27 protein-coding genes and 1 pseudogene are annotated in these 21,680 nt (G+C 58.5%); 14 read left to right on the top strand and 14 right to left on the bottom strand.

The annotated features are described in order from the left end of the window. Positions 1–2: 2 nt before the first annotated feature. Together ilvN and SIB42_RS12470 are read right to left on the bottom strand one after the other, a co-directional pair. On the bottom strand, positions 3–533 hold the full coding sequence (ilvN, locus tag SIB42_RS12475) for an acetolactate synthase small subunit (protein WP_067097610.1): 531 nt from the start codon (positions 531–533) through the stop codon (positions 3–5). Next, a complete protein-coding gene (locus SIB42_RS12470; protein WP_067097613.1) occupies positions 530–1,510 on the bottom strand; it encodes an alpha/beta fold hydrolase in 981 nt (326 codons plus the stop codon). Before SIB42_RS12470 ends, ilvN begins: the two co-directional genes overlap by 4 nt. Between SIB42_RS12470 and SIB42_RS12465 the strand changes: the two genes are divergently transcribed. From SIB42_RS12465 to SIB42_RS12445, 5 genes are all read left to right on the top strand, one after another. Next, positions 1,479–2,687 (top strand): N2,N2-dimethylguanosine tRNA methyltransferase, encoded by a 1,209-nt coding sequence (locus SIB42_RS12465; protein ID WP_067097616.1) that lies wholly within the window; start codon positions 1,479–1,481, stop codon positions 2,685–2,687. The genes SIB42_RS12470 and SIB42_RS12465 overlap by 32 nt on opposite strands. 27 nt (positions 2,688–2,714) lie before the next feature. Next, positions 2,715–2,813: a cytochrome b6-f complex subunit PetM gene (petM, locus tag SIB42_RS12460; protein WP_011933540.1), complete on the top strand. Its 99-nt coding sequence runs from the start codon at positions 2,715–2,717 to the stop codon at positions 2,811–2,813. Between the two features lie 55 nt (positions 2,814–2,868). Continuing rightward, positions 2,869–3,831, top strand: coding sequence for an NAD(P)H-binding protein (locus SIB42_RS12455; RefSeq protein WP_067097619.1), 963 nt, complete (start codon positions 2,869–2,871; stop codon positions 3,829–3,831). A gap of 77 nt (positions 3,832–3,908) precedes the next feature. Beyond that, positions 3,909–4,124: a hypothetical protein gene (locus tag SIB42_RS12450; RefSeq protein ID WP_067097622.1), complete on the top strand. Its 216-nt coding sequence runs from the start codon at positions 3,909–3,911 to the stop codon at positions 4,122–4,124. Next, entirely contained in the window at positions 4,124–4,903 is a 780-nt protein-coding gene (locus SIB42_RS12445) for a methyltransferase domain-containing protein (RefSeq protein ID WP_067097625.1), read from the top strand. Before SIB42_RS12450 ends, SIB42_RS12445 begins: the two co-directional genes overlap by 1 nt. Here the strand turns inward: SIB42_RS12445 and SIB42_RS12440 are convergent. Both SIB42_RS12440 and SIB42_RS12435 read right to left on the bottom strand, forming a co-directional pair. Further along, complete coding sequence (locus SIB42_RS12440) at positions 4,878–5,513, bottom strand: pseudouridine synthase (RefSeq protein WP_074160775.1); 636 nt, start codon at positions 5,511–5,513, stop codon at positions 4,878–4,880. The two genes, SIB42_RS12445 and SIB42_RS12440, sit on opposite strands and share 26 nt — an antisense overlap. Beyond that, positions 5,492–5,638 (bottom strand): hypothetical protein, encoded by a 147-nt coding sequence (locus tag SIB42_RS12435; RefSeq protein ID WP_413328078.1) that lies wholly within the window; start codon positions 5,636–5,638, stop codon positions 5,492–5,494. The genes SIB42_RS12440 and SIB42_RS12435 overlap by 22 nt, the downstream gene beginning before the upstream one ends. A gap of 319 nt (positions 5,639–5,957) precedes the next feature. Between SIB42_RS12435 and infA the strand changes: the two genes are divergently transcribed. After that, positions 5,958–6,227 (top strand): translation initiation factor IF-1, encoded by a 270-nt coding sequence (gene infA / locus SIB42_RS12430; RefSeq protein WP_006041809.1) that lies wholly within the window; start codon positions 5,958–5,960, stop codon positions 6,225–6,227. A gap of 3 nt (positions 6,228–6,230) precedes the next feature. Here infA and trxB read toward each other — a convergent pair whose 3' ends face one another. The 3 genes from trxB to SIB42_RS12415 form a co-directional block, all read right to left on the bottom strand. Beyond that, positions 6,231–7,592, bottom strand: a complete 1,362-nt coding sequence (gene trxB, locus SIB42_RS12425; RefSeq protein ID WP_067097630.1) for a thioredoxin-disulfide reductase — start codon at positions 7,590–7,592, stop codon at positions 6,231–6,233. Between the two features lie 162 nt (positions 7,593–7,754). Beyond that, on the bottom strand, positions 7,755–8,003 hold the full coding sequence (locus SIB42_RS12420; protein WP_067097859.1) for a hypothetical protein: 249 nt from the start codon (positions 8,001–8,003) through the stop codon (positions 7,755–7,757). Positions 8,004–8,099: 96 nt separating this feature from the next. Next, positions 8,100–9,440 (bottom strand): DEAD/DEAH box helicase, encoded by a 1,341-nt coding sequence (locus SIB42_RS12415; RefSeq protein ID WP_231856479.1) that lies wholly within the window; start codon positions 9,438–9,440, stop codon positions 8,100–8,102. A 195-nt stretch (positions 9,441–9,635) separates the two neighbouring features. Between SIB42_RS12415 and SIB42_RS12410 the strand changes: the two genes are divergently transcribed. Further along, positions 9,636–9,812: a hypothetical protein gene (locus SIB42_RS12410; protein ID WP_186990955.1), complete on the top strand. Its 177-nt coding sequence runs from the start codon at positions 9,636–9,638 to the stop codon at positions 9,810–9,812. A 29-nt stretch (positions 9,813–9,841) separates the two neighbouring features. On the opposite strand, the gene SIB42_RS12405 is transcribed toward SIB42_RS12410, so the two are convergent. After that, positions 9,842–10,420: an EF-1 guanine nucleotide exchange domain-containing protein gene (locus tag SIB42_RS12405; RefSeq protein WP_067097636.1), complete on the bottom strand. Its 579-nt coding sequence runs from the start codon at positions 10,418–10,420 to the stop codon at positions 9,842–9,844. A 146-nt stretch (positions 10,421–10,566) separates the two neighbouring features. Between SIB42_RS12405 and SIB42_RS12400 the strand changes: the two genes are divergently transcribed. The 4 genes from SIB42_RS12400 to SIB42_RS12385 are packed head-to-tail and all read left to right on the top strand — an operon-like array spanning position 10,567 to position 14,632. Continuing rightward, positions 10,567–11,685, top strand: coding sequence for an NAD(P) transhydrogenase subunit alpha (locus SIB42_RS12400; protein WP_067097862.1), 1,119 nt, complete (start codon positions 10,567–10,569; stop codon positions 11,683–11,685). Continuing rightward, positions 11,685–12,029 carry an NAD(P) transhydrogenase subunit alpha gene (locus SIB42_RS12395; RefSeq protein ID WP_369813443.1) on the top strand — a complete coding sequence of 115 codons (345 nt, stop codon included), beginning with the start codon at positions 11,685–11,687 and terminating at the stop codon, positions 12,027–12,029. The genes SIB42_RS12400 and SIB42_RS12395 overlap by 1 nt, the downstream gene beginning before the upstream one ends. Continuing rightward, a complete protein-coding gene (locus tag SIB42_RS12390) occupies positions 12,029–13,450 on the top strand; it encodes an NAD(P)(+) transhydrogenase (Re/Si-specific) subunit beta (protein ID WP_067097637.1) in 1,422 nt (473 codons plus the stop codon). The genes SIB42_RS12395 and SIB42_RS12390 overlap by 1 nt, the downstream gene beginning before the upstream one ends. Positions 13,451–13,474: 24 nt before the next feature. Continuing rightward, positions 13,475–14,632: a YheT family hydrolase gene (locus SIB42_RS12385; protein WP_067097641.1), complete on the top strand. Its 1,158-nt coding sequence runs from the start codon at positions 13,475–13,477 to the stop codon at positions 14,630–14,632. Here SIB42_RS12385 and SIB42_RS12380 read toward each other — a convergent pair. Both SIB42_RS12380 and SIB42_RS12375 read right to left on the bottom strand, forming a co-directional pair. Further along, positions 14,610–14,951, bottom strand: coding sequence for a (2Fe-2S) ferredoxin domain-containing protein (locus SIB42_RS12380; protein WP_067097648.1), 342 nt, complete (start codon positions 14,949–14,951; stop codon positions 14,610–14,612). The genes SIB42_RS12385 and SIB42_RS12380 overlap by 23 nt on opposite strands. After that, positions 14,948–16,201 (bottom strand): 1-deoxy-D-xylulose-5-phosphate reductoisomerase, encoded by a 1,254-nt coding sequence (locus SIB42_RS12375; protein ID WP_067097864.1) that lies wholly within the window; start codon positions 16,199–16,201, stop codon positions 14,948–14,950. Before SIB42_RS12375 ends, SIB42_RS12380 begins: the two co-directional genes overlap by 4 nt. A gap of 81 nt (positions 16,202–16,282) precedes the next feature. Here SIB42_RS12375 and SIB42_RS12370 point away from each other — a divergent pair, with 81 nt between their 5' ends. Continuing rightward, positions 16,283–17,629, top strand: a complete 1,347-nt coding sequence (locus SIB42_RS12370; RefSeq protein WP_067097651.1) for a sodium-dependent transporter — start codon at positions 16,283–16,285, stop codon at positions 17,627–17,629. 14 nt (positions 17,630–17,643) lie between these two features. On the opposite strand, the gene SIB42_RS12365 is transcribed toward SIB42_RS12370, so the two are convergent. Beyond that, entirely contained in the window at positions 17,644–18,057 is a 414-nt protein-coding gene (locus SIB42_RS12365; protein ID WP_067097654.1) for a DUF2721 domain-containing protein, read from the bottom strand. Positions 18,058–18,140: 83 nt separating this feature from the next. Here SIB42_RS12365 and SIB42_RS12360 point away from each other — a divergent pair, with 83 nt between their 5' ends. Continuing rightward, on the top strand, positions 18,141–18,380 hold the full coding sequence (locus SIB42_RS12360; protein WP_067097871.1) for a hypothetical protein: 240 nt from the start codon (positions 18,141–18,143) through the stop codon (positions 18,378–18,380). On the opposite strand, the gene cysS is transcribed toward SIB42_RS12360, so the two are convergent. The 3 genes from cysS to SIB42_RS12345 form a co-directional block, all read right to left on the bottom strand. Further along, entirely contained in the window at positions 18,381–19,877 is a 1,497-nt protein-coding gene (cysS, locus tag SIB42_RS12355; protein ID WP_067097868.1) for a cysteine--tRNA ligase, read from the bottom strand. Positions 19,878–20,096: 219 nt separating this feature from the next. Next, positions 20,097–20,483 carry a hypothetical protein gene (locus SIB42_RS12350; RefSeq protein ID WP_067097657.1) on the bottom strand — a complete coding sequence of 129 codons (387 nt, stop codon included), beginning with the start codon at positions 20,481–20,483 and terminating at the stop codon, positions 20,097–20,099. A 419-nt stretch (positions 20,484–20,902) separates the two neighbouring features. Further along, positions 20,903–21,313, bottom strand: coding sequence for a hypothetical protein (locus SIB42_RS12345; protein WP_156485258.1), 411 nt, complete (start codon positions 21,311–21,313; stop codon positions 20,903–20,905). A 160-nt stretch (positions 21,314–21,473) separates the two neighbouring features. Between SIB42_RS12345 and SIB42_RS12340 the strand changes: the two are divergent. After that, positions 21,474–21,563: pseudogene (locus SIB42_RS12340) on the top strand (DUF3104 domain-containing protein); the annotation flags it as partial. Between the last annotated feature and the right edge of the window lie 117 nt (positions 21,564–21,680).

The following is a 21,680-nucleotide window of genomic DNA, read 5'->3' as shown; positions in this document are numbered from 1 at the left end:
GCTCAGGCGGGCACTCGCCCGCCTGAGCTTGAAGCCTTGAGCATTTCAGTGTTCACTCCAGAAGCTCTTTCGAGAGCTACCTTGCCGGTTCGAGCGATTTCCTCGATGCCGTAGGGCGCCATCAGCCGTTCCAGCGCAACCAGCTTCCCTGGATCGCCCACAACCTCCAGGGTCAGAGCATCGTCTGCGACGTCGACCACCTTGGCTCTGAACACCTGAACTAACTCAAGGATTGCGCTGCGTTGAGCCGCCGGTGCGGAGACTTTCATCAGCATCAACTCACGTTCGACTGCAGGACGCTGGGAGAGGTCGAGAACCTGCAGCACGTTGACAAGCTTGTCGAGCTGTTTGCTCATCTGTTGAAGGGTGTGCTCGTCGCCTTCGACCACCATGGTCAGCCTTGAGCGACCAACAGCCTCAGCAGGACCAACCGCAAGGCTGTCGATGTTGAAGCCACGGCGTGCGAACAGGCCGGCTATTCGGCTTAGGGCGCCTGATTCGTCCTCCACCAGAACCGACAGAGTGTGCTTCATGCGGGGTGACCGATCCCTGGTGCGCTTGTGCTTCCCAAATTACGGTCCAGCCAGTGCAGCAACTCCAGGTGAAAGCGATCGGGTGTTTCGTCGTGGGGGCAATGGCCGGCGTTTTCGATCACCTTGAGCTCCACCCATGGGTGCTGAGATCGGACCCATTCGCCGATCATCAACGGCACGAATCGGTCCTGGCGCCCCCAAATCAACAGAATCGGAGGAGCGTTTCGCATGGTCTTCAGTCTTTGCAGCAGCACTGGGGCGGTGGCGTTTCTGGGACGGAGAGCCATGCCCACGCTCATCGCACGAAGGCTTCTGGCAGCTGTCCCCCTGAGGGCAGGCTGAGCGATCAGGGCCTGCAGCTCCCGGTCGGTTCGGATTGATCGTTGATAAGCACCCTGAAGCCCAGCCCGCAGCAGAGGAGTTCGCGCGATCAGCGGCACGATCAATTCCAGGGGCAGTAGGCAGCAGATTGCTGTCACCGTGGTGCGTCGTAACCGCTCCAGCCAGCGGGACTGCTGTTGTGGCAGGGGGCGCAGCAGGGTGGGGTCCGGTAGAGGTGCTGCAACGGCTGCTTTCACCAGTTTGGGTCGCAACGCAGCGGTGGTCAGAACGGTGAGGCCCCCCAGTGAGTTGCCCACAAGCACCGCCGGTTGCTGCACCACTTCTTCGAGAAAGGCGGCCAGTTGCCTGGACCACAATCTGTTGTCGAGTGAGAAGTGCCGATTCAGTCCGGGCTGGTCGGAGCGCCCGAAGCCGATCAGGTCGAGGCTGAACACCCGATAGCCCGCTGCGGCAAGGACTCCGGCGTTATGCCTCCAGTGACTGCTGCTGGCGCCAAAGCCGTGAATTAGCACGATTGGCGGAGCCGAGGGTTGCCCGAGAACCCGCCAGTGACACTTGAGATCCAGCCAGTGCCATGTGCTGGCTTCTCCCCAGTCGGCACCGGTGGAGGCAGGCTGGAGAGCGGTTGCGTGCACGCACCTGGAAGCGCCGGTTTCTCACTATCGCGAAGGAGCTGTCTGTCTGCAGACGGGATCAGGCTTTTTCCGCAAGGATTCGCGACCCTCGAGGGATCTTTCGGTTCTGCTGGCGGCCCACCAAGCGTCAGAGGCGCAACGGCCACTGCGCTGGCTTGACCTGATGGCCGGTTGTGGCATCCGCGGTCTGCGCTGGGGGCTCGAAGCCTGTCCCGAATCCAGACCCGATCTGGAGCTTTGGTTGAACGATGCCGATCCAGATCGCAGCTCGTTGCTGGAATCGAACCTTCAGCTTCTGCAGGGTATGCGTGGTGTGTCGTTGGCAACAACCAGTTGGGCGGCGGAGCGTCTTCTGCGCCAGGCCTACCTCGATCAGACCTTCTTCGATCTGATTGATCTTGATGCCTTCGGTTGTCCCAATGCCCTACTTCAGTCGGCCTTGGCGGTGCTGCGCTTCGACGGCCTACTTGTTCTCGCCAGCACGGATGGACGTTCGCCAACCGGCCATGACCGCCGTGCGGCGGTGCGTCATTTCGGGGCAGCAGCGCGAGCCCATCCCGCCAGTTGGGAGCTGGCTCTGCGGCTTCAGCTGGCAGTGCTAGCAAGAGAAGCCTGGCAATTAGGCCGGGGGCTTGAACCCGTTGCCAGTTTCAGTGAAGGACGCACATTCCGGCTTGTTGTGCGATTGCGCCAGCGCTTGGCCGCTGATGAGGAATCGCAGCTAGGCCTGCTGGCACGTTGCGAGCGCTGTGGTGATCAAGCGGTTCAACCGCTGTTGAAGCTCTTGGGCTGGAGATCCTGTCGCTGCACGGATGGCCAGGGCCGATGGGCGGTGACAGGGCCGCTCTGGATCGGGCCTTTGCAGATGCCTGCAGTTCTGGCTCAGTTGCTCAAGCTTGCCGATCCACAGCCAGACACTCTTTCAGCTGCTGGTCGGCGTCTGCTGCAACGTCTGCAGAGGGACTGCGGATTGCCGGTCTGCTGCTGGTCCACTGCTGAGCTTGCAAGCCGGCTCTCTCTTGCTGAACCACCTCCGCTGGAGGAGCTGGTTCAGGCGCTGCTGAGTGCAGGTCACCAGGCATGCCCAAGCGCAGTCATGAACGGCCAGCTGCGCACCGATGCGCCGATGGCTGAGTTATTACAACAATGCGTTCAACACATTGCTGGAGATCGTTAAATAGAAGCTGATTCAGAGCACTGTTCGATGGCTTCGGAGATTTTCGGGATTGCAGCTGTGTTTTGGGTGCTGATTCCCGTGGGCCTGGCAGGTGGAGCCTTGCTGCTCAAGCTGCAGAAGGACTGATCTCCGCAGTGCGAGGGAACGCCAACTAAGCTCCTCGCTGGACTTTGAAAGCCCTATGCAGGTTCTTGTGGTCGGTGGAACAGGAACCTTGGGCAGGCAGATCGCCCGCAGGGCTCTTGATCAAGGTCATGACGTTCGCTGCATGGTGCGAATCCCAAGGAAAGCGTCCTTCCTTCAGGAGTGGGGTTGCGAACTCACACGCGGTGATTTGCTCAATCCAGCCAGCCTCGATTACGCCCTCGAAGGAGTTGATGCCGTGATCGATGCGGCCACCAGCCGCCCCGATGATCCCAAGAGCATCTATCAAACAGATTGGGACGGCAAGCTCAACCTTCTCCGAGCCTGTGAACGCGCCGGTGTGAATCGTTTCGTGTTCCTCTCGATTCTGAATGCTGAACAGCACCGAGATGTGCCGTTGATGGACATCAAATACTGCACTGAAAAACTTCTGAAGGAATCAGAGCTCGACTACACCATCCTCCAAGGTGTGGCGTTCATGCAGGGCGTGGTCAGCCAGTTCGCCATTCCTGTTCTGGAGAGCCAGACCGTTTGGGTGAGCGGCAGCCCCACATCGATTGCCTACATGAACACGCAGGACATGGCTCGTTTCGCCGTGGCTGCTCTCGACCATGAGGAGACGGTGCGCAAGACATTTCCCGTTGTTGGGCCCAAGGCCTGGAACAGCGGTGAGGTTGTTCAGCTCTGCGAACGTGCTGCTGACAAGTCAGCGAGGGTGTTTCGAGTGCCCTCCTTCATCATGCGATTCACCGAAGCGATGTGTTCCTTCTTTGAACCTGCCGTGAACGTGGCTGAACGTCTGGCATTCGCCGAGGTTTCAGGAGGTGGTGTCTCGATGGATGCACCGATGGAGGAGACCTACCAGAGCTTCGGCATTGATCCCGGCGAGATCACTCACCTTGAGGACTACGTCAAGGAGTACTACGACTCAATCCTCAAGAGACTCCGGGCGATGGAGGCTGATCTGGATAAGGACGCAAAGAAGAAACTGCCGTTCTGATCGAAGCCAAACTTCAGTCGACTAGTTGATGCGTACTAGTCTTTTCGATACATTGAATTCATCTGCCTTTCCTCAAGATGTCTGCCGCTCAAGTCAAGAATCTGCAGCGACGTCTCGACAATCTTGCCCGTGAAGCCGAGACGGAGCTTGACCGCGCCTGTGGTCATGATCTTTGGCGCAATGTGGGGTTCGATGCCTTCGACAGCCTTGAGGACAGCGACCGCCGAGCGAGCGCGAATTACTACTACGGTCAGTGGTCGACTGTGCGTGAATTGCTGGAGGCCCTCGGCTGATGAGCGAAGGATGTTGTGGACCGGCTCTCGATCAGACCCAGGCCGTTGAACAGCGCTATGGAGCTGCAGCGCTGGAGCAGGAAGCCTGTCTCTGTACTCCAGTCGCCTTTGACGCCTCCTTGCTCAAGGTCATCCCCGAGGAGGTGGTGGAGCGTGATTACGGCTGCGGCGACCCGACGCGCTGGGTTCGTTCGGGTGACACCGTGCTGGATCTGGGTAGTGGCAGCGGCAAAAATGCCTTTATCTGTGCCCAGGTCGTGGGTGGCGATGGCGCTGTGATTGGCGTGGACCGCAATGCCGACATGTTGGAGCTTGCCTGCGTTGCAGCTCCAGTGGTGGCCGAGCGAATCGGTTACAGCAACGTTCGCTTTCTGGAGGGGGCAATCGAAGCTCTTGATGCGCCAACCCCAACGGGTGAGCTGCTGATTCCCTCAGCCAGTGTGGATGTGGTGCTGAGCAATTGTGTGCTCAATCTGGTGAATCCTTCAGCGCGTTCGGCTCTACTCGCCAACATCCGCAGAGTGTTGCGACCCTCAGGCCGCGTCGCCATCAGCGATATTGTGTGTGATCGCCCTGTTCCTCAGCATCTCCAACAAGATCCAGATCTCTGGAGCGGTTGCATCAGTGGTGCTTGGGAGGAGGACGCCTTCCTCGCCGATTTCCGTGCACTCGGCTTTGAGGATGTGAGCTATGCCGACCGCTCCGAGCAGCCATGGCGTGTTGTAGAAGGCATCGAATTCCGTTCTGTCACGCTCACCGGCGTTTTGGCTGCTGGTTGAGCAGGGCTCTAAGGCGTTGATGCTCGTCCGACGTGATCTCACGCCATTGGCCTGAGGCGAGGCCGCTGAGGTTGAGAGGTGGCCCTCCATCCATCAGATCAATGCTGTGGCGGATCAGTCGCAGCGTTGGAAGCCCCACGGCCGCTGTCATGCGACGCACCTGGCGGTTGCGCCCTTCCCTCAGGCTGAGTTGCAGCCAAGTGGTGGGAATGCTGAGCCTGGTGCGGATTGGCGGGTTGCGTGCCGTGAGTGTCTGTTCGTGTTCAGCAGCAAGACGTTTTGCCCTTGCAGGCCTGGTGAGCTGCTGTTTGACCATTACCCCATCGCAAAGGGCATCCAGCTGGCGTTGATCAGCACTGCCCTCAACCTGTACCCAGTAAGTGCGCCAATGGCCAAAGCGGGGGTCTGTGAATCGTTGTTGCAGGCGGCCGTTGGCGGTGAGGAGGAGCAGCCCTTCGCTGTCGGCGTCCAGACGACCTGCCGCATAAACATCAGGAATATTCACCCAGTCGGCAAGGCAGCCCCATCGGCTGCCCGGTTCCGGTGTGAACTGGCTGAGGACTCCGTATGGTTTGTGAAGCAGAAGTGTCAGGAGTGTTCGCCGAAGCAGATCAAAAGTGCTTCGCCCCAGGTGGAGGCGTCGTTGATGTGATCATCGTGCAGATGCTTCATTTTTTCGGCCTGCATTTTCATCATGGTGGCCTGGGTCAAGACGAGACCCTTTTCCTTGGCCATGTTCACCAAATGCATGGGAGTCGCTGCCTGACGCACCTGATCGCGAACCTGGGAATCAGACCGAGTCAGGTTGACGAAAGAGGCGAGAGCGGACTTTTTGGGCAATTCAGAAGGTTAGGTGGATTTCTGGCGGGCACGCCACAGGTTCACAGCACCGATGGAAATCATTAGCAGCCCCAGATCCATGGAGAGGGGAGGGAGAATCATCGGCTCGTTACAGGATCAGCTGACCTTAGGGAGAGCTCATCTGTCTTGGGGCTGCTCAGACAGCAGGCGGCCTCCTAAAATGGAGGAACGTTTTGCGGGTCAATGCCGGCGCATGATTGAAACCTCGGGTGTGATCGAGAAGGAACAGGGCAACGGGTTTTACCTGGTGACCCTGGAGCAGCCCGCAGGTCATCAATGCCTTTGCCGTGCCGCGGGGAAACTCACCAAGTTCAGAATCAAGCTGTTGGCCGGAGACAAGGTGCTGGTCGAGATCAGTCCCTATGACCTGACGCGTGGCCGGATCACCTACAGAGAACGCAACGCCGGTGCCCCCGGTGGCCGACCTGGTGGTAACCGTCCGGGTGGACCTCGTCGCCGTTGAGGCTCAGGCTTTGCTGAGAACCGAGCGGATTGAGTCCATGAACTCACTCCGCTGCTTCACCCCACGCCACTGCTGCTTCAGTTGCTTGTCGAAAAACAGCTGAACAGTTGGGGTGCCATTGACTCCGGCCTGCTGAGCGATCTCTTGGTCGGCTTCGATATCGATTTCAATTCCCTGGGCTTCCCCGTGCAGCTCATCAAGCACTCGCTTCAGCTGGGGTTTGAGCACGTGGCAGGGCCCGCAGCTTGGCGATGTATAGACCACAAGCAGGGGCCGAGTGCTGTCGTGATACAGCTTCCGCAGGGCATAGCTGCCTTTCTGCCACAGGGCGTTTGAGTCGTAGGTGGCTTCAGTGGTCTCGGCTGTGGTCTGTGGTGGTTCTGCTTTGGCTGGCTCGGCCTGATCCCTGCTGACCAGCGTTGCCAGATTGTGATGAGAGAGCCATCGTTCGGCGGCGAGAGCGGCCTGACAGCCGCTGCCAGCGGCGGTGACGCCCTGACGCCATTCTCCATCGGCGACATCACCTGCTGCGAACACACCTTCCATGGAGGTCTCCGGTCGACCCGGTTGGGTGACCAGGTAACCGATGGGATCGCAGTCGAGCTGGTCGCGAACGAGCTCTGTGTTGGGCGTGTGTCCGATGGCATAAAACATGCCCCGAACAGCCAGCTCCTCGTCGAGACCGCTGTCACGTCGATGCAGGTTGAGGCTGCTTAACCAGTCATCGCCTTGAACGTCGCTTACCTGAGTGTTCCAGTGCACGCTGATCTGTGGATTGGCCTGAACGCGGTCACTCATTGCCGCACTGGCGCGCAGACGGTCTGAACGCACCAGCAGATGGACATGGCTGCCGTATTTGGTGAGGTAGACCGCCTCTTCGCAAGCTGAATCGCCACCGCCGACCACGGCTAATTCTTCGTTGCGAAACTGAGGTGTGGCGCCATCGCAGATGGCACAGGCGCTGATGCCCTTGCTCCAGAAGCGCTTTTCATTCGGTACTCCGAGCCGATTAGCGCTGGCCCCTGTGGCGATGATCACCGCTTGGGATTCAACGATCTGCCCGTCGACTTCAATTCGGTAAGGACGCTGGCTGAGATCAATGCGGTCGGCATCAGCTTCAAGCAGCCTTGCTCCCCAGCGCGTGGCCTGGGCTTTCATCAAGTCCATCAGGTCTGGACCGAGAACGCCGTCAGGAAATCCGGGGAAGTTTTCAACATGGGTGGTGGTCATCAGCTGGCCACCGGGGATGCCTCCCCTCTGAAACCCAGTGATGAGAAGGGGATTGAGATTGGCGCGGGCGGCATAGATGGCAGCGGTGTAGCCGGCTGGGCCGGACCCCACAATCACCAAATTCTCAACCGCCATGCTTATCCGGAATGACTATGAGATGACTTTAATCTCCGCGACGTCTCGTCAGCGGCAACGCCAGAAGGATTCGAATGGTCGGCCTGGGTGAAATTTGCTTCGCCCAGATGTACAAATTGGACCGAAATGCCTCAAGGTTTCGATACAAATTTCAGCCTTTCTTTAGATTTCAACCGCTCCGTCTGTTGCTCCGTCAAGTTCCAGGTGATGGCGTTTCACTTGTGTTCGCTGAACACTCAACACAGAGTCCTCAAGAAGTTCAGGATGCTCCCCTAAGCAGGTAATCCATTCTCTGAATTCCTGAGTAAGTGCATAGCTGTCTTCGTAGCGCTCAGCACTGTCCAGAACGGCAATCCGGGTTCTTGCCCAGCAGGTGGCAACGTTGACTCGACGTTCAATTGCTGCGTCCATGTCTGTCTCCCAGATGGCGACCAGGCTGATGGTTGATGGGACCAAATCAGGCCGGATTTCGCAGAATGTCGCATTTTTTCTTGGGAAAGAATGTTTTCAACGCTGCAAAAATCTGGGTAACTGCGGAGTGCGCATCCTGATCACAGCGCCTGCACCGTCCTCAATCGCTTCCATCGGCAGCGACGGACCTCGCCAGTCACCTCCCAGATTGTTGTCGTTGTCTTCGGCGCTTTGCGGGGCTGCGATGCGATAAGGCTCAGACAGAGACCAGCTGCGGGCGTATTGCATCAGCAATGGATCCGCTGGAGCGAACACGTAGGAGGGTTCGCGCGGAACCGCTTCCAGCGAGGCTCTTTCACTGCACATGCGCACGGCTCTGGTGATTCCCTGAACGAAACGACTTCGCGTCACCACCGTGGTCAGGTAAGCGACCACCCTCAGCCGTGAGGCATCGAACCCTTCGGCGCACATATCAATGCTCACTAGCCAGTCGGCATCACCGCTCTGAAAGGCATTGAGGCGTTCAGGAGCTCCTGGGTCCTGGGAATGCACCAGATCGACCCGATCACCTTCCTCTTCCAGCAGCAAGGTGATGCTGCGGGCATGCTCAATGTCGCGGGCGATCACCAGTCCGCCTGCTCGCGGGTGACGTTTGCGAACGCTTTCGAGCTTGGTGCGAGCTCTCAGCAGCAGAAGCTGGGCAATGCTGCTGCTGTCGGAAAGACGAATGGCGCGGCGCAGATTCCTGGCTCTCCAGCTTTCTCTCTGTTCAGCTGACAGTGGCGAAACCTCTCGGTCCGTCAGCCCTTCCTGGGCGTGTTCCACCCAGCCGTCTTGAAAACGAAATTCGAGGGGACGAACATCACCAGCATCGATCAATTCTCGGGGTTCGACAGAAAGATCGGGATGGATCTGTTCCACCAGCTGGCCGGCTTCCTCCACCCGCACCCGCCGGGCGGCGCAGAACGCCAGGTTGTCGGCGCGAAACGGTGTTCCAGTCAAACCAAGACGCAACCGGGCATGGCTGCTGAGCTCCAGAAACGTTCGTCCCCAAACCGGGCCGTCAGGTTCATCGGGGTCCACTCCAAGATGATGCGCTTCGTCGGCGATGGCCAGCAGAAGGTCCTGGTTCCAGCGGCTGAGCTCGGCTTTCAGGGTCTCCTGCTGGCGTCCTGCACCCTGGTAGCTGAGCAACCATCCGTCCGCGGCGTCTGAGGCGCTGTTAGGCCCGTTCCAGAGATCAAGCTGCAGACCCAGCTGGCCCGCAGCACTCTGCCACTGGCTGAGGATCGAGGTGCGATGGCAGAAGATCACAGCGCGTTGAAGCTTGCCCTCCGACTGCATCACCTGAAAGGACAGCAAAGCGCCAAGAGTTTTGCCAGCGCCTGGACCGGCATGAATCAGTACATCACGTGCTGCAGTCGTGCCTGGTTCCAACCGCCTGCGCAGCAGTTGAATGAGCTGCTGCTGCCATTGCCTGGGCCGAATCGCCCGCGACGGAGGCTCGGCACCAAGAGCGAAGGACGGTGTGTAGATGGCGACGTTGAAAGATAGGTCTTTCTAACCATTCCAATCGTATGCGCCACCCTTAACTTCCGACCATCAGCCCCTGGGGTTCGGCCCCCTGCCGCTATGGCCAGAAGCCTTCTCCGTTACTCGTCCAGTCCAGAGTCTCGCCGTTGTCTTGAGCGTTGCTGGCCATTGGAGTGCGACCTTGACCCGCTGATTCTTCGCGCGCGGCTTCTCCACGGCCAGGGCCGTCGCCCGCAGGCGTTAGCGGTGGAGGAGGAGCTTCAGCCGATGTTCTGAAGCTCCTTGCTCACAGACTGCTCCAGATTTCAGAGCGATTCGGTGTGATTGCAGAGCAATCGTTCCACTTCCATCAATCCCTCTGAAGCGGCCTTCTGAGCGCGATCAACCTGGCCGCCTGCTGGTTCCAGAATTCTTGAGGTCAGTCGCTCCATCAGTTCAGCTCTGTTCTGTTCCAGAAGCGTCAGGATTTCCTTTTCGATCAAGTTCCGCACGGCTTCAGCGCGCAGGTGGTCGTCAGAGGCTTCATCAAATGTTCCTTGGACAAGCTCCTGGATGAAGAGGCGATGCACCTCACTGCTGCGCAGAAAGCTCTCAGTGGCGTTGATGATTCCATCCACCAGGGTGCGATCCGGTTCGGAATCCAGATCCCTAAGCTTGAACTCCCAGTCGAGATGACGTCGCTGCCAGCCCGCTGCATGCAGGCTTGGCATCACGGTTTGGGAGAAAGTGTCCACCGACATTTCATAAATCCTTTCCGCGAGGCGCTCGCACCATTCACGGCCGTGTTCAGCCAGAAGGTGCTCCATGGTGATGCGGTCCACGGCATGACCGCCGTGGTGGCTGTGGCAGACGCCATCAGGGCATTCGATTGCGGTGAGTCCCATGCTTTTGCAGACAGGATCCTCTCCCTAGCTACAGGCTTCAGGGTCAAACCCTCTTCTTCAGAAAAGATGCAGGCCTCCTTACCCCATGACCTCGTAATCTCAGCTGGGTCGGCGGCATCACGATCTTGCCCATACTGTTGATCCCGGTGGAGACCGCAGCGGGCGAAACCCGCGTTGCGGCCTCTCCGGAAACCGTCAAGAAATTCACTGCACTCGGCTGCAGGGTCGTCCTCGAGCAGGGTGCTGGTCAGCCTTCCGGCTATCTGGATCAGGCGTATGCCGAGGCCGGAGCGGAACTTGTGACCCGCGGGGACAGCTCGGCCTGGTCTCAGGCTGATTTGTTGCTCTGTGTTCAGTCACCCTCGACGCAGGCCCTCAGTCAGCTTCGTCGCGGGGCTCTGGTGGTGGGTCTTCTCTCTCCCTATGCGAACGTAGAGCTGGCTGCGGGTCTGCAACAGGCAGGTCTGTCGGCCATGGCCCTTGAGCTGCTTCCACGCATCAGCCGTGCTCAGTCCGCAGATGCGCTGTCGTCGCAGGCCAATATCGCCGGCTACAAGTCGGTGCTCCTGGCCTCTGCGGCACTTGACCGTTATTTCCCGATGTTGATGACGGCGGCCGGCACTGTTCAACCGGCCCGCGTTGTGATTCTGGGTGCTGGAGTAGCTGGCCTGCAGGCGGTCGCCACGGCACGCCGGCTCGGCGCCGTTGTCTACGTCAGCGACATTCGCCCTGCGGTGAAGGAACAGGTGGAATCGCTGGGTGCCCGTTTTATTGATCCTCCTGAGATGGAGGACAAGCCCGCTGAGTCTGGTGGCTATGCCAAGCAGGCCTCTGATGCTTTCCTCGCAGCGCAACGCCAGCAGCTTTCAGACCAGTTGGCCGAGGCTGATGTGGCCATATGCACAGCTCAGGTTCCAGGTCGTCGTGCTCCACGGCTGATAAGTGAGGACATGCTGGATCGCATGCGCCCAGGAGCTGTGGTTGTGGATCTGGCGGTTGCCCAGGGAGGTAACTGCGCCGACACCGTCGCCTCGAAGACCGTGGACCGCAATGGCGTGAAGCTGATCGGTGCCAACGATCTGCCCTGCACGGTTCCCAATCACGCCAGTGCGATGTATGCCCGCAATCTGCTGGCCTTACTTCAACCGACCCTGAAGGATGGTCAGCTCACTCTCGACAGCAAAGACGAGCTGATTGCCGGATGCCTGATCAGTCAGGACGGCACCATCCGCCGCGGAGATGTTCTCACCCCAGGAGCCAATTAATGGATTCCCTTTTTCTCATGGGTGCGGCCACGGCCTCCCAAACACCACCTCTGGTGAATGCCCTCTGGGTGCTGTTGCTCGGAAGCCTGCTCGGCTTCGAGCTGATCGGCAAGGTTCCCCCCACGCTGCACACGCCATTGATGAGTGGTGCCAATGCCATCTCCGGCATCACGATGCTGGCAGCTCTCACCGCGATCATCAAAGCCGATGGCAGCACTCCTCTGCTGGTTCTTGGCTCGGTCTCCCTTGGCTTCGCTCTCTTCAACGTGATCGGCGGCTTCCTGGTCACTGACCGCATGCTCGCCATGTTCAGCCGCAAGCCCGCTCGCAAGGAGAACAGCTGATGGAGTTCCTGAACTACGCCATCGATCTTGTCGCCGTTCTGCTGCTGGCACTCGGCATCAAAGGTCTCTCCAAAGTGCGCTCTGCGCGCAGTGCCAATCAGCTGGCCGCTGTGGCCATGGCCCTCGCTGTGATTGGTCTGCTGATCAGTTATCTGGGCACACCAAGCTTCGATGGGCAGGCCTGGACATGGATCATCGTCGGCACACTTGTCGGCGGAGTGCTGGGTGCGATCACGGCCCAGCGGGTTCCCATGACCTCCATGCCCGAAACCGTGGCGCTGTTCAACGGCTGTGGCGGCATGTCATCGCTGTTGGTGGCCCTTGCAGCGGCACTATTCCCCGGAACCCTCGATGACGGCACGCTCGTGGCGGTTGTATCGATTGTGATCTCCGTCTTCGTTGGCTCGATCACCTTCACAGGGTCGATCGTGGCGATGGCCAAGCTTCAGGGCTGGCTCTCAACGCCTCCCTGGATGCAGAGCAAGATCCGGCATCTGGTCAATATCGCTCTGGCTGTTGTTTGTCTGGTGGCAGCGATCAACTTGATCGCTTCCGATGGCAGCAGTCAGGCTGGGTTGTGGTTGCTCGTGATCTCTTCCGGCCTGCTGGGCATCGGCGTCACCCTGCCGATCGGCGGCGCAGACATGCCTGTGGTGATTTCGCTGCTCAACAGCTATTCCGGTGTGGCAGCTGCTGCAGCTGGTTTTGTGGTCGGCAGCCAGCTTCTGATCGTGGCGGGTGCCATGGTCGGCGCTGCGGGCCTGATCCTGACTCAGGTGATGTGCAACGGCATGAACCGCTCACTGGTTTCGGTGCTGTTTGGTGGAGCCCTGGGAGCTGGCTCTTCCGGCGGCGGGGGCGGCGGTGAATACACCAACATCACCAGCTGCAGCGTTGAGGAGTGTGCCCTCACCCTTGAAGCGGCTGAGCGGGTGGTGATTGTCCCTGGTTACGGCCTTGCTGTAGCCCAGGCTCAGCACACCCTCCGGGAGGTCACCCGTTCCCTGGAAGCTGCTGGTATTCAGGTTGATTACGCCATTCATCCTGTGGCTGGGCGCATGCCGGGTCACATGAATGTGCTGCTCGCGGAAGCCGATGTGCCCTACGAGCAGCTCAAGGAAATGGACATCATTAATCCTGATTTCCCTGCCACGGACGTGGTTCTGGTGCTGGGCGCGAATGATGTCGTCAATCCCCAGGCCAAAAACGACCCAGAATCACCCCTCTACGGCATGCCCGTGCTTGATGTTCAGCAGGCACGCACGGTCTTTGTCGTGAAACGCGGCATGAGCGCTGGTTATTCAGGAATCAAGAACGACCTCTTTGAGCTTGCCAACACGTCCATGGTGTTCGGCGATGCCAAGAAAGTTCTGGGTGATCTGCTCAGTGAGCTGAAGGAGCTTGGTGTTGGTAAGAAGTGATCAGATCGGTCTGATCGGCCTTTGATGGGTTCCCATTCCCGCCTTCAGCACAACCCCCAGTTGCTCGGGCAACTGGGGGTTGTCACTTATCAACAACGCTGGCCTTGGATCGGCGGCGACTTGCAAACTCTGCGCGACACGATTCGGCCGGTTCCTTTGCCCGAGGACCACGGAGAGCAGATTCGGATTGCTGTGCCTGCTCTGGCCAGTGGTGCAGCAGCAGCTGGCGAGTTGCTGGCTTTTCTGGATCGTCCCCTGCCCACGCCCGCAGGTGATCCCGTACCCCCAAGAGCGCTTGTTCTGGCTCTTCATGGTCTTGGGGGTTCCAGCCGTCGGGAGGGTCTCCGGCGTCTGGTCCTCACTCTGCAGAGGCGGGGGTTTGCGGTGCTGAGGCTCAATCTGCGGGGAGCTGACCCCGGAAGAGATCTGGCCGGTGGCACCTACGCCGCCGCCTGCAACAGCGATCTGCTGCCAGTGATCGTGCGTGCCCGTGAGCTTTGTCGGCAGCTGGCCCCATCCAGTTCCGTTTTGCCCCTCTTCGGTGCAGGGGTTTCTCTTGGTGGCACGATGCTTTTGAACGGTTGTCTGTCCAGCGCGCAGGACAGGGCCACGGCCGGACTTCCCCCCGACCAGTTGGTGCTCGATGGGTTGTTTTGCGCCAGCAGCCCACTGGATCTGGCAGCCTGCAGCGCCTCGATCGAACGACCGCGCAACCGGGTGTATCAGCGATGGTTGCTGCAACGCCTGGTCCGACAAACACTGGCCGACCCCTTTGGTGTGAGCTCGCAGGAGAATGAATCGCTGACCCAAACTCCTCCGCGCTCAATCCGCGCTTTTGATGCAGCTGTCACCGCTCCTCGCTGGGGGTTCGATTCTGTCGATGCCTATTACTCCAGGGCATCTCCTTTGCCATTTCTGCTCAATGATCGGCGCTCGTTGCCGCCCACCCTGCTGCTTCAGGCTATCGATGATCCCTGGGTGCCAGCGGCTGGAGCCAAGCGTTTGCTCTCAGCCCTCACTTCGCAGCCTGCTGCTCAGCCTGACCCTGTGTCGGTTCTTCTCACGGAGAGAGGCGGTCACAATGGCTTCCATGCTCCAGGCGACAGCCTGGAGAGCGGATGCTGGTCTGATCGTGTGGCCTCTGCCTGGTTGAGCCAACTCAACTCTGAAGGGTCACGCTGAAAGGGCTGCGGCGGATCACCCAGTCTTCGCAGGGACGTCCACCGATCACATGCTCTTCGAGGATGCGTCGAATCCGTTCCGGCGTGACTCCTCCGTACCAGATGCCATCAGGCCAGATCAGCAACACCGGGCCCTGATCACAAACCCGTAGGCAGTCAGCTTTGCTGCGGAGGACCACCCCGCCTGGCCGGTCCGGACGCTCCAGTGCCAGCTCCCTCACTCCAAGCTTCAGAGCCTCCCAGCTGGCTGCGCCAAGGGCAGGATCACAGCATTTCGCTTTGGTGGCCGTTGCACAGAGCAGCAGGTGATGACTGATCACGCCGCCATGGCAGTGAGCGGAAGGCGTCGTGTGCCCCGGTCAACCTGTTCGCGCACGGCGGTACGGGCCCACTGATCGACGGCCAGCACGTCATCCAATTGCGGCTGGTCAACCCGGTCGGATTTGTGGCGCTCGCAGGCTGTTTCGATCAGGTCGGGAATGTCGAGGAAATGAATCCGTTCCTCCAGGAACTGGGCCACCGCCTCTTCATTGGCGGCATTGAGCACAGCCGGCATGGTGCCACCGGCCCTGCCAGCGGCGTAGGCCAGTTCCATGCAGGGGTATTTGGCGGGATCGGGTTTGTTGAAGGTGAGTTGCCCGACCTCGGTGAGATTCAGGCGACGCCAGGGTGTCTCCAGGCGCGAGGGCCAACTCATGCAGTAAAGGATTGGCAGCTTCATGTCTGGCCACCCCAGCTGCGCCAGGACCGAGGAGTCAGCCAGCTCGATCATCGAGTGAATGATGCTCTGCGGGTGAATGACGATTTCGATGTGGTCGTAGTCGAGGCCAAACAGATAGTGGGCTTCGATCACCTCCAGCCCTTTGTTCATCAGCGAAGCTGAGTCCACGGTGATCTTTCGGCCCATGCTCCAGTTGGGATGGGAGGTGGCATCGGCCACGGTGGCTTTCTCCAGATCGGCGGTTGCCCAATCACGGAAAGCACCACCTGAAGCCGTGAGCTGGATCCGGCGCAGGCCCGGAGTGGGAACACCCGTGGAGAGTCGGGCATTGTCAGCCCAGGGTGTGCCCTGCAGGCACTGGAAGATGGCGGAGTGCTCGGAATCAGCCGGTAGAAGGCGGCTGCCGCTTTTCCTGAGTTCCGGCAGCACAACCGGACCCGCTGCAATCAAGGTTTCCTTGTTGGCCAGCGCCAGATCCTTGCCGGCCTGGATGGCCGCCAGGGTTGGCAGCAGGCCTGCACAGCCAACAATGCCGGTCACCACGAGGTCTGCCGTGTCCCAGGAGGCCGCAATGTTCAGTCCGCCGGGACCTCCCACCAGTTCAGGTTGCCGTTGAGGCTTTTGATCCGCTGGCAGCGAGGCAAGCCGTTCCTCCAGTTCCTTAAGAAGAGATTCATCAGCGAGGGCTACCACCTCGGGGCTGTGTCGTTGGATCTGCTCCACGAGCAGGCCCAGGTTGCGACCAGCTGTTAGAGCCACCACCCGGAACTGTTCAGGGAATTCCTGAACGATTTCGAGAGTCTGAGTGCCGATTGAGCCGGTGGAGCCCAGCACGCTGATGGCTTTCACGCGGATCCTGGCGGTTGCAGCCATCCTCCCACTTCAATTCCAGTCCCTGGCAAACTTCGGCCAACGCACAGTCTTCACGTCATGGCGGCAGCGCAGAAGGAGCACTGGGGATCGGGGTTGGGATTTGTCCTGGCGGCAGCGGGCAGTGCAGTGGGTCTGGGCAATCTCTGGGGATTTGCCTACAGGGCCTCCCAGGGCGGAGGAGGCAGTTTCGTTCTCCTTTACGTGCTGATCGTTGCATTCATCTGCCTGCCGGTGCTGGTGGCTGAGATGGTGCTGGGTCGCAACACCGGTCGCAGCCCCCTGCTGGCTCCGGCCCAGGCGGCTGGCCGCGACTGGAAACCGATGGGTTGGTTGTTTGTGGTCGCCGCCTGCGGAATCCTGGCCTTCTATGCCGTGCTAATGGGCTGGACCGCTCAGACCCTGATCCATGCCCTCAATGTGGGTCTTCCTCAAACCATGGAGGATGCCCAGCTGTTTTTCGACGGCATCAGTCGAGGTAATAGCGCGTTGGCAGGGCAGGCCATCAGCCTGCTGCTGACCGCTCTGGTGGTGTCGGCAGGAGTGCAGGCTGGAATTGAACGGCTGTCGCGCTGGGCGCTACCGCTGCTCTTCCTGCTTTTGGTGGCCCTGGCGATCTGGGCCAGCACGCTGCCTGGAGCGATCGATGGTTACAAGACCTTCCTGCTGCGCTGGGACGGCAGGGAATTGATGAATATCACCACCATCCGGAATGCGTTCAGCCAGGCCTTCTTCTCGATCGGCACCGGCATCGGTTCGATCATGGCGTATTCGGCTTATCTCAACCGCAAGGCTCCCGTTCCTCAAGAAGCGGTCGCGGTGGTGGGCCTGGATACCGCGGTGGGTCTGCTGGCGGGCATGCTCACCTTCCCCGTAGTGATCAGCTTCGGGCTGGGGGATGCCGTGAGTGAGTCCACGATCGGCACGATCTTTCTGGCGCTGCCAACAGGGCTGGCCTCCATCGGCTCGACCGGACGAATTGTGGCTGTGGCCTTTTTCTTCCTGGCCTATCTCGCTGCAATTACGTCGTCGGTGTCGCTGTTAGAGGTCCCGGTGGCATCGCTGATGGATCGCTGGAACTGGAGCCGCACCAAGGCGACCTGGATCTGCGCGGCGGTGATTTTTGTTATCGGCCTCCCCGCTGCCATGAATCTGCAGGTGCTTGGGGCGATGGATGCTCTGTTCGGCGGCGTGCTGTTGATTGCTGGCGGACTGTTGATTGCCGTGCTGATGGGATGGGTTGTGCCCCGGATCTTCCTGGCTGATCTCAAGGACAGCACCGTCACTCAACCATCCACCAGTGGTCTGATCCTGTTCTTCCTGCGCTGGGTCTCACCGGTGGTGATCGCTGCCGGCCTGTTGATCAGTGTGGTGGATCTGATCCGAAACTGGACCGGGCAAGGCTGAACCAAAGCCAATGTTCAAAACAGCCGATTGATGTGGGCTGAGGCCATTCGCACCTCTCGCAGGAAACAGATCGAAGCCAGCATCACCAGCAGCATCGCTGTGATGAAGAGAGGAACCACCACAAGCGTGAGGTGAATGCGGCTGATCACGCTGAAGAACATCACAGCGACCACGGTCGAGATCAGCAGGGTTGCGGCGGTGAGCAGCTCGATGGCGCGGATCGTGAGCTGCATGCGCTTGCGGTAGACCACCTGCTCCCGTTCATCGACTGTTTCGCCCGCATCAAGAGCCGCCTTGGTCTTACGTGCGTTGTCGACAATCCTGGCGAGGCGACCGGAGATCACGTTCATCAATGCTCCGATGCCTGCCAGCAGAAACACAGGAGCGACTGAAAGCTGAATGGCTTTGGACAGGCTCTCGGGTTCCATTGGCATCACGCCGGTCCTAGGCGAACCCTAGGACTCATGCAACGGAAATCCGGTAGACAGGTGCCTTGATGCACGCCAACACGATGCTCTGGCTCAAGCGCTGGAATTTCATTGAGAGGGCCAGGCTTGAACGGGAGCTCTGGGATGCCTTCGAGGCCAAGCAGGACCCTGAGGCCAAGTTGGAGCAACTCCAGGGCTGGATCGATGCCGCCGATCCCTCAGAACCCAACCTCGCCGAGCAGCGCTTCAGGCTTGAGGTCTGGACTACCACCTTGGCGCGGATCCGCAAGATCGAGGCGATGATGACTTCGAAAAAGCCTTGATCAACAGCGGCGCCATTCGGTAACGCCGCCTGGTTTGTCAATCAGTTCGATCCCCTGATTCGATAGTTCTGTTCGGATTCGGTCGGCTTCAGCAAAATCCTTGGCCTGCTTGGCGGCCTTGCGCGCAGAAATCGCGGCGTCAATGGCGCTGCTTTCTTCCGACGCTGCGTTGGAGGATTCCATTGCTTGCTGAGGCTCATGACGTAGTCCGAGCACTGCGGCGAGCTCACGCAGCAACAGCCAGCGTTGATGCAGGGCATTCAGTGGAACCTGGTCTTCAACCTGTTCTCCCCGTTCCAGTCGGTTGGCCAGCGACCTCAGTGGTTTGGCCAGCTCAAACAGCACTGCAAGGCCTCCAGAGCTGTTCAGGTCCTGATCCATGGCCTCGGTAAAGCGGTCGCGAGCAGCCTGTAACACCTCATCCAAAGACAAGTTCTGTGCCTGCATGGCACCGGATGGCAAAGCTACTGCTCCAGGCCAGCCCAGCTTTTCCGAACATTGACTGCCAAGGCTGAGAGCAGCATTCAGCCCTTTCCATCCGGTGCTTGCCGCCTCAAGAGCGTCTGCTGTGAAATCGAGTGGCTTGCGATAGTGCGCCTGGAGCACAAACAACCGCAGGGTCATCGCTGAAATGCCGCTGTCGAGTAGTGCGCGGATTGTGGTGAAGTTGCCCAGCGACTTCGACATTTTTGTGCCGCCGACATTCACCATGCCGTTGTGCATCCAAACGCGGGCTAACTGAGCTTCATTGGCTGTTTCTGACTGCGCAATTTCATTTTCATGGTGCGGGAAGACAAGATCTCCGCCGCCGAGATGAATGTCAATTGTTTTGCCGAATTCTGCGCGAACCATGGCAGAACATTCGATGTGCCAACCGGGCCGGCCGCGCCCCCAGGGTGATTCCCAGCCTGGTTCTCCATCTTTGGTTTTTTTCCAAAGCGCGAAGTCAAATGGGTGTCGCTTGCGTTCTTCTTCTCCTTCATTGGTGCGGCCACTTGCTCCCTGTTGCTGCTCATTCGGGTCTCGACCACTCAGCTGGCCATAGTTCTTTGCTTTGGAAATATCAAAATACACATCGCCATCCGAACTGTATGCGGCTCCCTTGTTTTCCAGTTCGCCAATCAGAGTTTGAATGCCTGGGATGCAGCATGTTGCACGTGGCATTTTGTCCGCGGGCAGAATATGTAGACGAGCCATATCGATTTCAAAGGCTTTGATGTTCTTTTCACTGACCTCCTCCATTGTTGATCCTTCCGAGTTGGCCTTGTTTAATATTTTGTCGTCAATATCTGTGTAGTTTTGAACGAAGGTGACGTCGTAATCGCGCCAGATCAGATAGCGCCGTAACACGTCCCAGTTAATGTAACTGCGCGCATGCCCAAGGTGGCAGAGGTCGTAAACCGTTACTCCACAGCAATAGATCGTTGCCTTGCCGGCCTCCAGCGGTTGAAAGTCTTCGGTGCGATTGCTCAGGCTGTTTGTGAGGCGCAGTGGCAAAGGTCTGATCAGGCTCTCCAAGGAGGTTACGGCCCGTTCAGTCCTTGAACGCCCTTGAATCGCCTGGTTGCTTCCGAGTTGTTACCGATCTGTTGTCTTCGCTGGCTCTGATCGCTTCCACTCGATTTCGCTGGCCAGCAGCTTGCCCCCTGCTGTTGATAGCAGCTTGAGGGGCTGCATGCATGGCTTGTTAGTGAAGGTTGTGATTGCCTTTGATTCTTATGTTGGCTTGAAACCGTTCCACGATTGTCGATGCAAGATTTTCAGTAGCCTTTCAAGAACTGATCTTTTGAGGTCATTGTCTTCGAGCTTGCTGATTTGCATCAGGTATTCGTGCTGGCTCCCATTTCCTCGCTGCCTTGAGCAGATCACGGTCACGTCGTCATAGCTAAAAGGGAAGTCGTTGTTGAGTGGAACTTTGAGGATCCAATCAGCAATAAATAGAAGAAAGTCGCAGATGACTGGGTTGATATATTCCTCTTCTTCTCCTAGATCTCCGCACGCCACCATCTGTTCTTTGCTCTGCGGTGTGTAGGTGACGAACGAAAAACAAGATGGTGCGCCAGTGGGCTGTAGGTGCAGCCCATGAAAAGCTCTGCGGGTCATGGCGTTCTTATGGCTTCTGAGATGGGCTCTTTACTTGCTCGGTGAAGAGTCTTGGTGAATGACTCCAAATTGTTTGTTCATTGTTTGTTCTCCAAGAAGCCTGTTGAACGTTCATTTTTATTGTTTTCCCAAAGTTATGTCGATTAAAAAAGAGATCCTACCCAGGCACTTGTGTCGATTGTTCATCTGTCTATAGAGTGGCTTTGTTGAGTCCTGGGATCAGGTGGATGATGCATCCAGACTGGATGGGCGTCATTGCTCTATTAACAATCATCGTCTCAGTCACTGTGATTGGCTATCGCGAAGGGCATTCGATCCTCAAGCGTCGCGTTTGATCATGTCCTGAGTCTTGCGGGCTGATCTCTGCAGGGTCATTTCGCGTCCATCCAGCAAGTCAATAAGAGTGCAACCCATGGTGATTACTTGCTGAAGATGAATTCCCGCTCGGGGAAATACCTGTCCCGAAAAGGTGAGTCTGAGTAGACAGTTCCGTACTCCTCGTAGATGTGCCAGGGCTCCCCTGTCGTTTTCTTCAGGAATTGGGGGTAGCTGCTGAGATCAGAGCCAAGGGAAGTAGCTGTGTCTACGACGTCGCAGTAGTACTCGCTATCAGAGGGAAGACTCTTGATGTGCTCCAGGCACGCCTTGGAGGCCTCTTCCTGGCTGCTGAATTCAGGAGTAGGTCTCAGCCTCTTCCGCTCTGCTGCAACCAGTCCAGGCAGCTCATTCGTCTCCCTATTCCATGTGGTCCAAGCACTGCCCACCAGATAAAAACCAGAGCCAAGACCTATGAGGCAGACAAACACCCAGAACTGCTCTGCTTTGGTCATCTCACTGCACCACCTGCTCTTAATTTGCACCTCTGCTGTCGGTCTGGACAGTCATGAAGGAGAGGAGAGCCAGGCTTAATGCTTGGGCTCCTCCTCACAAACAAAGGTCTTTCGATAGGTCATTGAGCCAAGAAGGCTTCACTCCAACCCCTGAGTCGCCGAGGTGCACAACCTCTTTCAGATCGCTGATGTGGATTCAGGAGTGATCCGCTGGGTCAATGCTGACCTGGTCACCCACGTGATTCCCTGACACGGCTGCACACAGGCGCTGCATGCAACTGATTGGTGGTGGTGACGCTGCAGTGGATTGTGTCGAGCTTTACGTGCAAGAGAGATGTCACCGAGCTTGGTTCTATCTCTCTTGAGT

The sequence above is a fragment of the Synechococcus sp. MIT S9508 genome, assembly GCF_047303045.1.
GTDB lineage: Bacteria > Cyanobacteriota > Cyanobacteriia > PCC-6307 > Cyanobiaceae > Synechococcus_C.
Note: the sequence above shows the minus strand (reverse complement) of the source record. Positions and strands in the feature narration are given on the sequence as shown.

Bases quoted from the DNA above. Each gene is read 5' to 3' on its own strand.
- ilvN (WP_067097610.1), bottom strand. From the start codon at position 533: ATGAAGCACACTCTGTCGGTTCTGGTGGAGGACGAATCAGGCGCCCTA.
- petM (WP_011933540.1), top strand. From the start codon at position 2,715: ATGGCTTCGGAGATTTTCGGGATTGCAGCTGTGTTTTGGGTGCTGATT.
- SIB42_RS12455 (WP_067097619.1), top strand. From the start codon at position 2,869: ATGCAGGTTCTTGTGGTCGGTGGAACAGGAACCTTGGGCAGGCAGATC.
- SIB42_RS12450 (WP_067097622.1), top strand. From the start codon at position 3,909: ATGTCTGCCGCTCAAGTCAAGAATCTGCAGCGACGTCTCGACAATCTT.
- SIB42_RS12445 (WP_067097625.1), top strand. From the start codon at position 4,124: ATGAGCGAAGGATGTTGTGGACCGGCTCTCGATCAGACCCAGGCCGTT.
- SIB42_RS12435 (WP_413328078.1), bottom strand. From the start codon at position 5,638: ATGGCCAAGGAAAAGGGTCTCGTCTTGACCCAGGCCACCATGATGAAA.
- infA (WP_006041809.1), top strand. From the start codon at position 5,958: ATGATTGAAACCTCGGGTGTGATCGAGAAGGAACAGGGCAACGGGTTT.
- trxB (WP_067097630.1), bottom strand. From the start codon at position 7,592: ATGGCGGTTGAGAATTTGGTGATTGTGGGGTCCGGCCCAGCCGGCTAC.
- SIB42_RS12420 (WP_067097859.1), bottom strand. From the start codon at position 8,003: ATGGACGCAGCAATTGAACGTCGAGTCAACGTTGCCACCTGCTGGGCA.
- SIB42_RS12410 (WP_186990955.1), top strand. From the start codon at position 9,636: ATGGCCAGAAGCCTTCTCCGTTACTCGTCCAGTCCAGAGTCTCGCCGT.
- SIB42_RS12405 (WP_067097636.1), bottom strand. From the start codon at position 10,420: ATGGGACTCACCGCAATCGAATGCCCTGATGGCGTCTGCCACAGCCAC.
- SIB42_RS12395 (WP_369813443.1), top strand. From the start codon at position 11,685: ATGGATTCCCTTTTTCTCATGGGTGCGGCCACGGCCTCCCAAACACCA.
- SIB42_RS12390 (WP_067097637.1), top strand. From the start codon at position 12,029: ATGGAGTTCCTGAACTACGCCATCGATCTTGTCGCCGTTCTGCTGCTG.
- SIB42_RS12385 (WP_067097641.1), top strand. From the start codon at position 13,475: ATGGGTTCCCATTCCCGCCTTCAGCACAACCCCCAGTTGCTCGGGCAA.
- SIB42_RS12370 (WP_067097651.1), top strand. From the start codon at position 16,283: ATGGCGGCAGCGCAGAAGGAGCACTGGGGATCGGGGTTGGGATTTGTC.
- SIB42_RS12365 (WP_067097654.1), bottom strand. From the start codon at position 18,057: ATGGAACCCGAGAGCCTGTCCAAAGCCATTCAGCTTTCAGTCGCTCCT.
- SIB42_RS12360 (WP_067097871.1), top strand. From the start codon at position 18,141: ATGCTCTGGCTCAAGCGCTGGAATTTCATTGAGAGGGCCAGGCTTGAA.
- SIB42_RS12350 (WP_067097657.1), bottom strand. From the start codon at position 20,483: ATGACCCGCAGAGCTTTTCATGGGCTGCACCTACAGCCCACTGGCGCA.
- SIB42_RS12345 (WP_156485258.1), bottom strand. From the start codon at position 21,313: ATGACCAAAGCAGAGCAGTTCTGGGTGTTTGTCTGCCTCATAGGTCTT.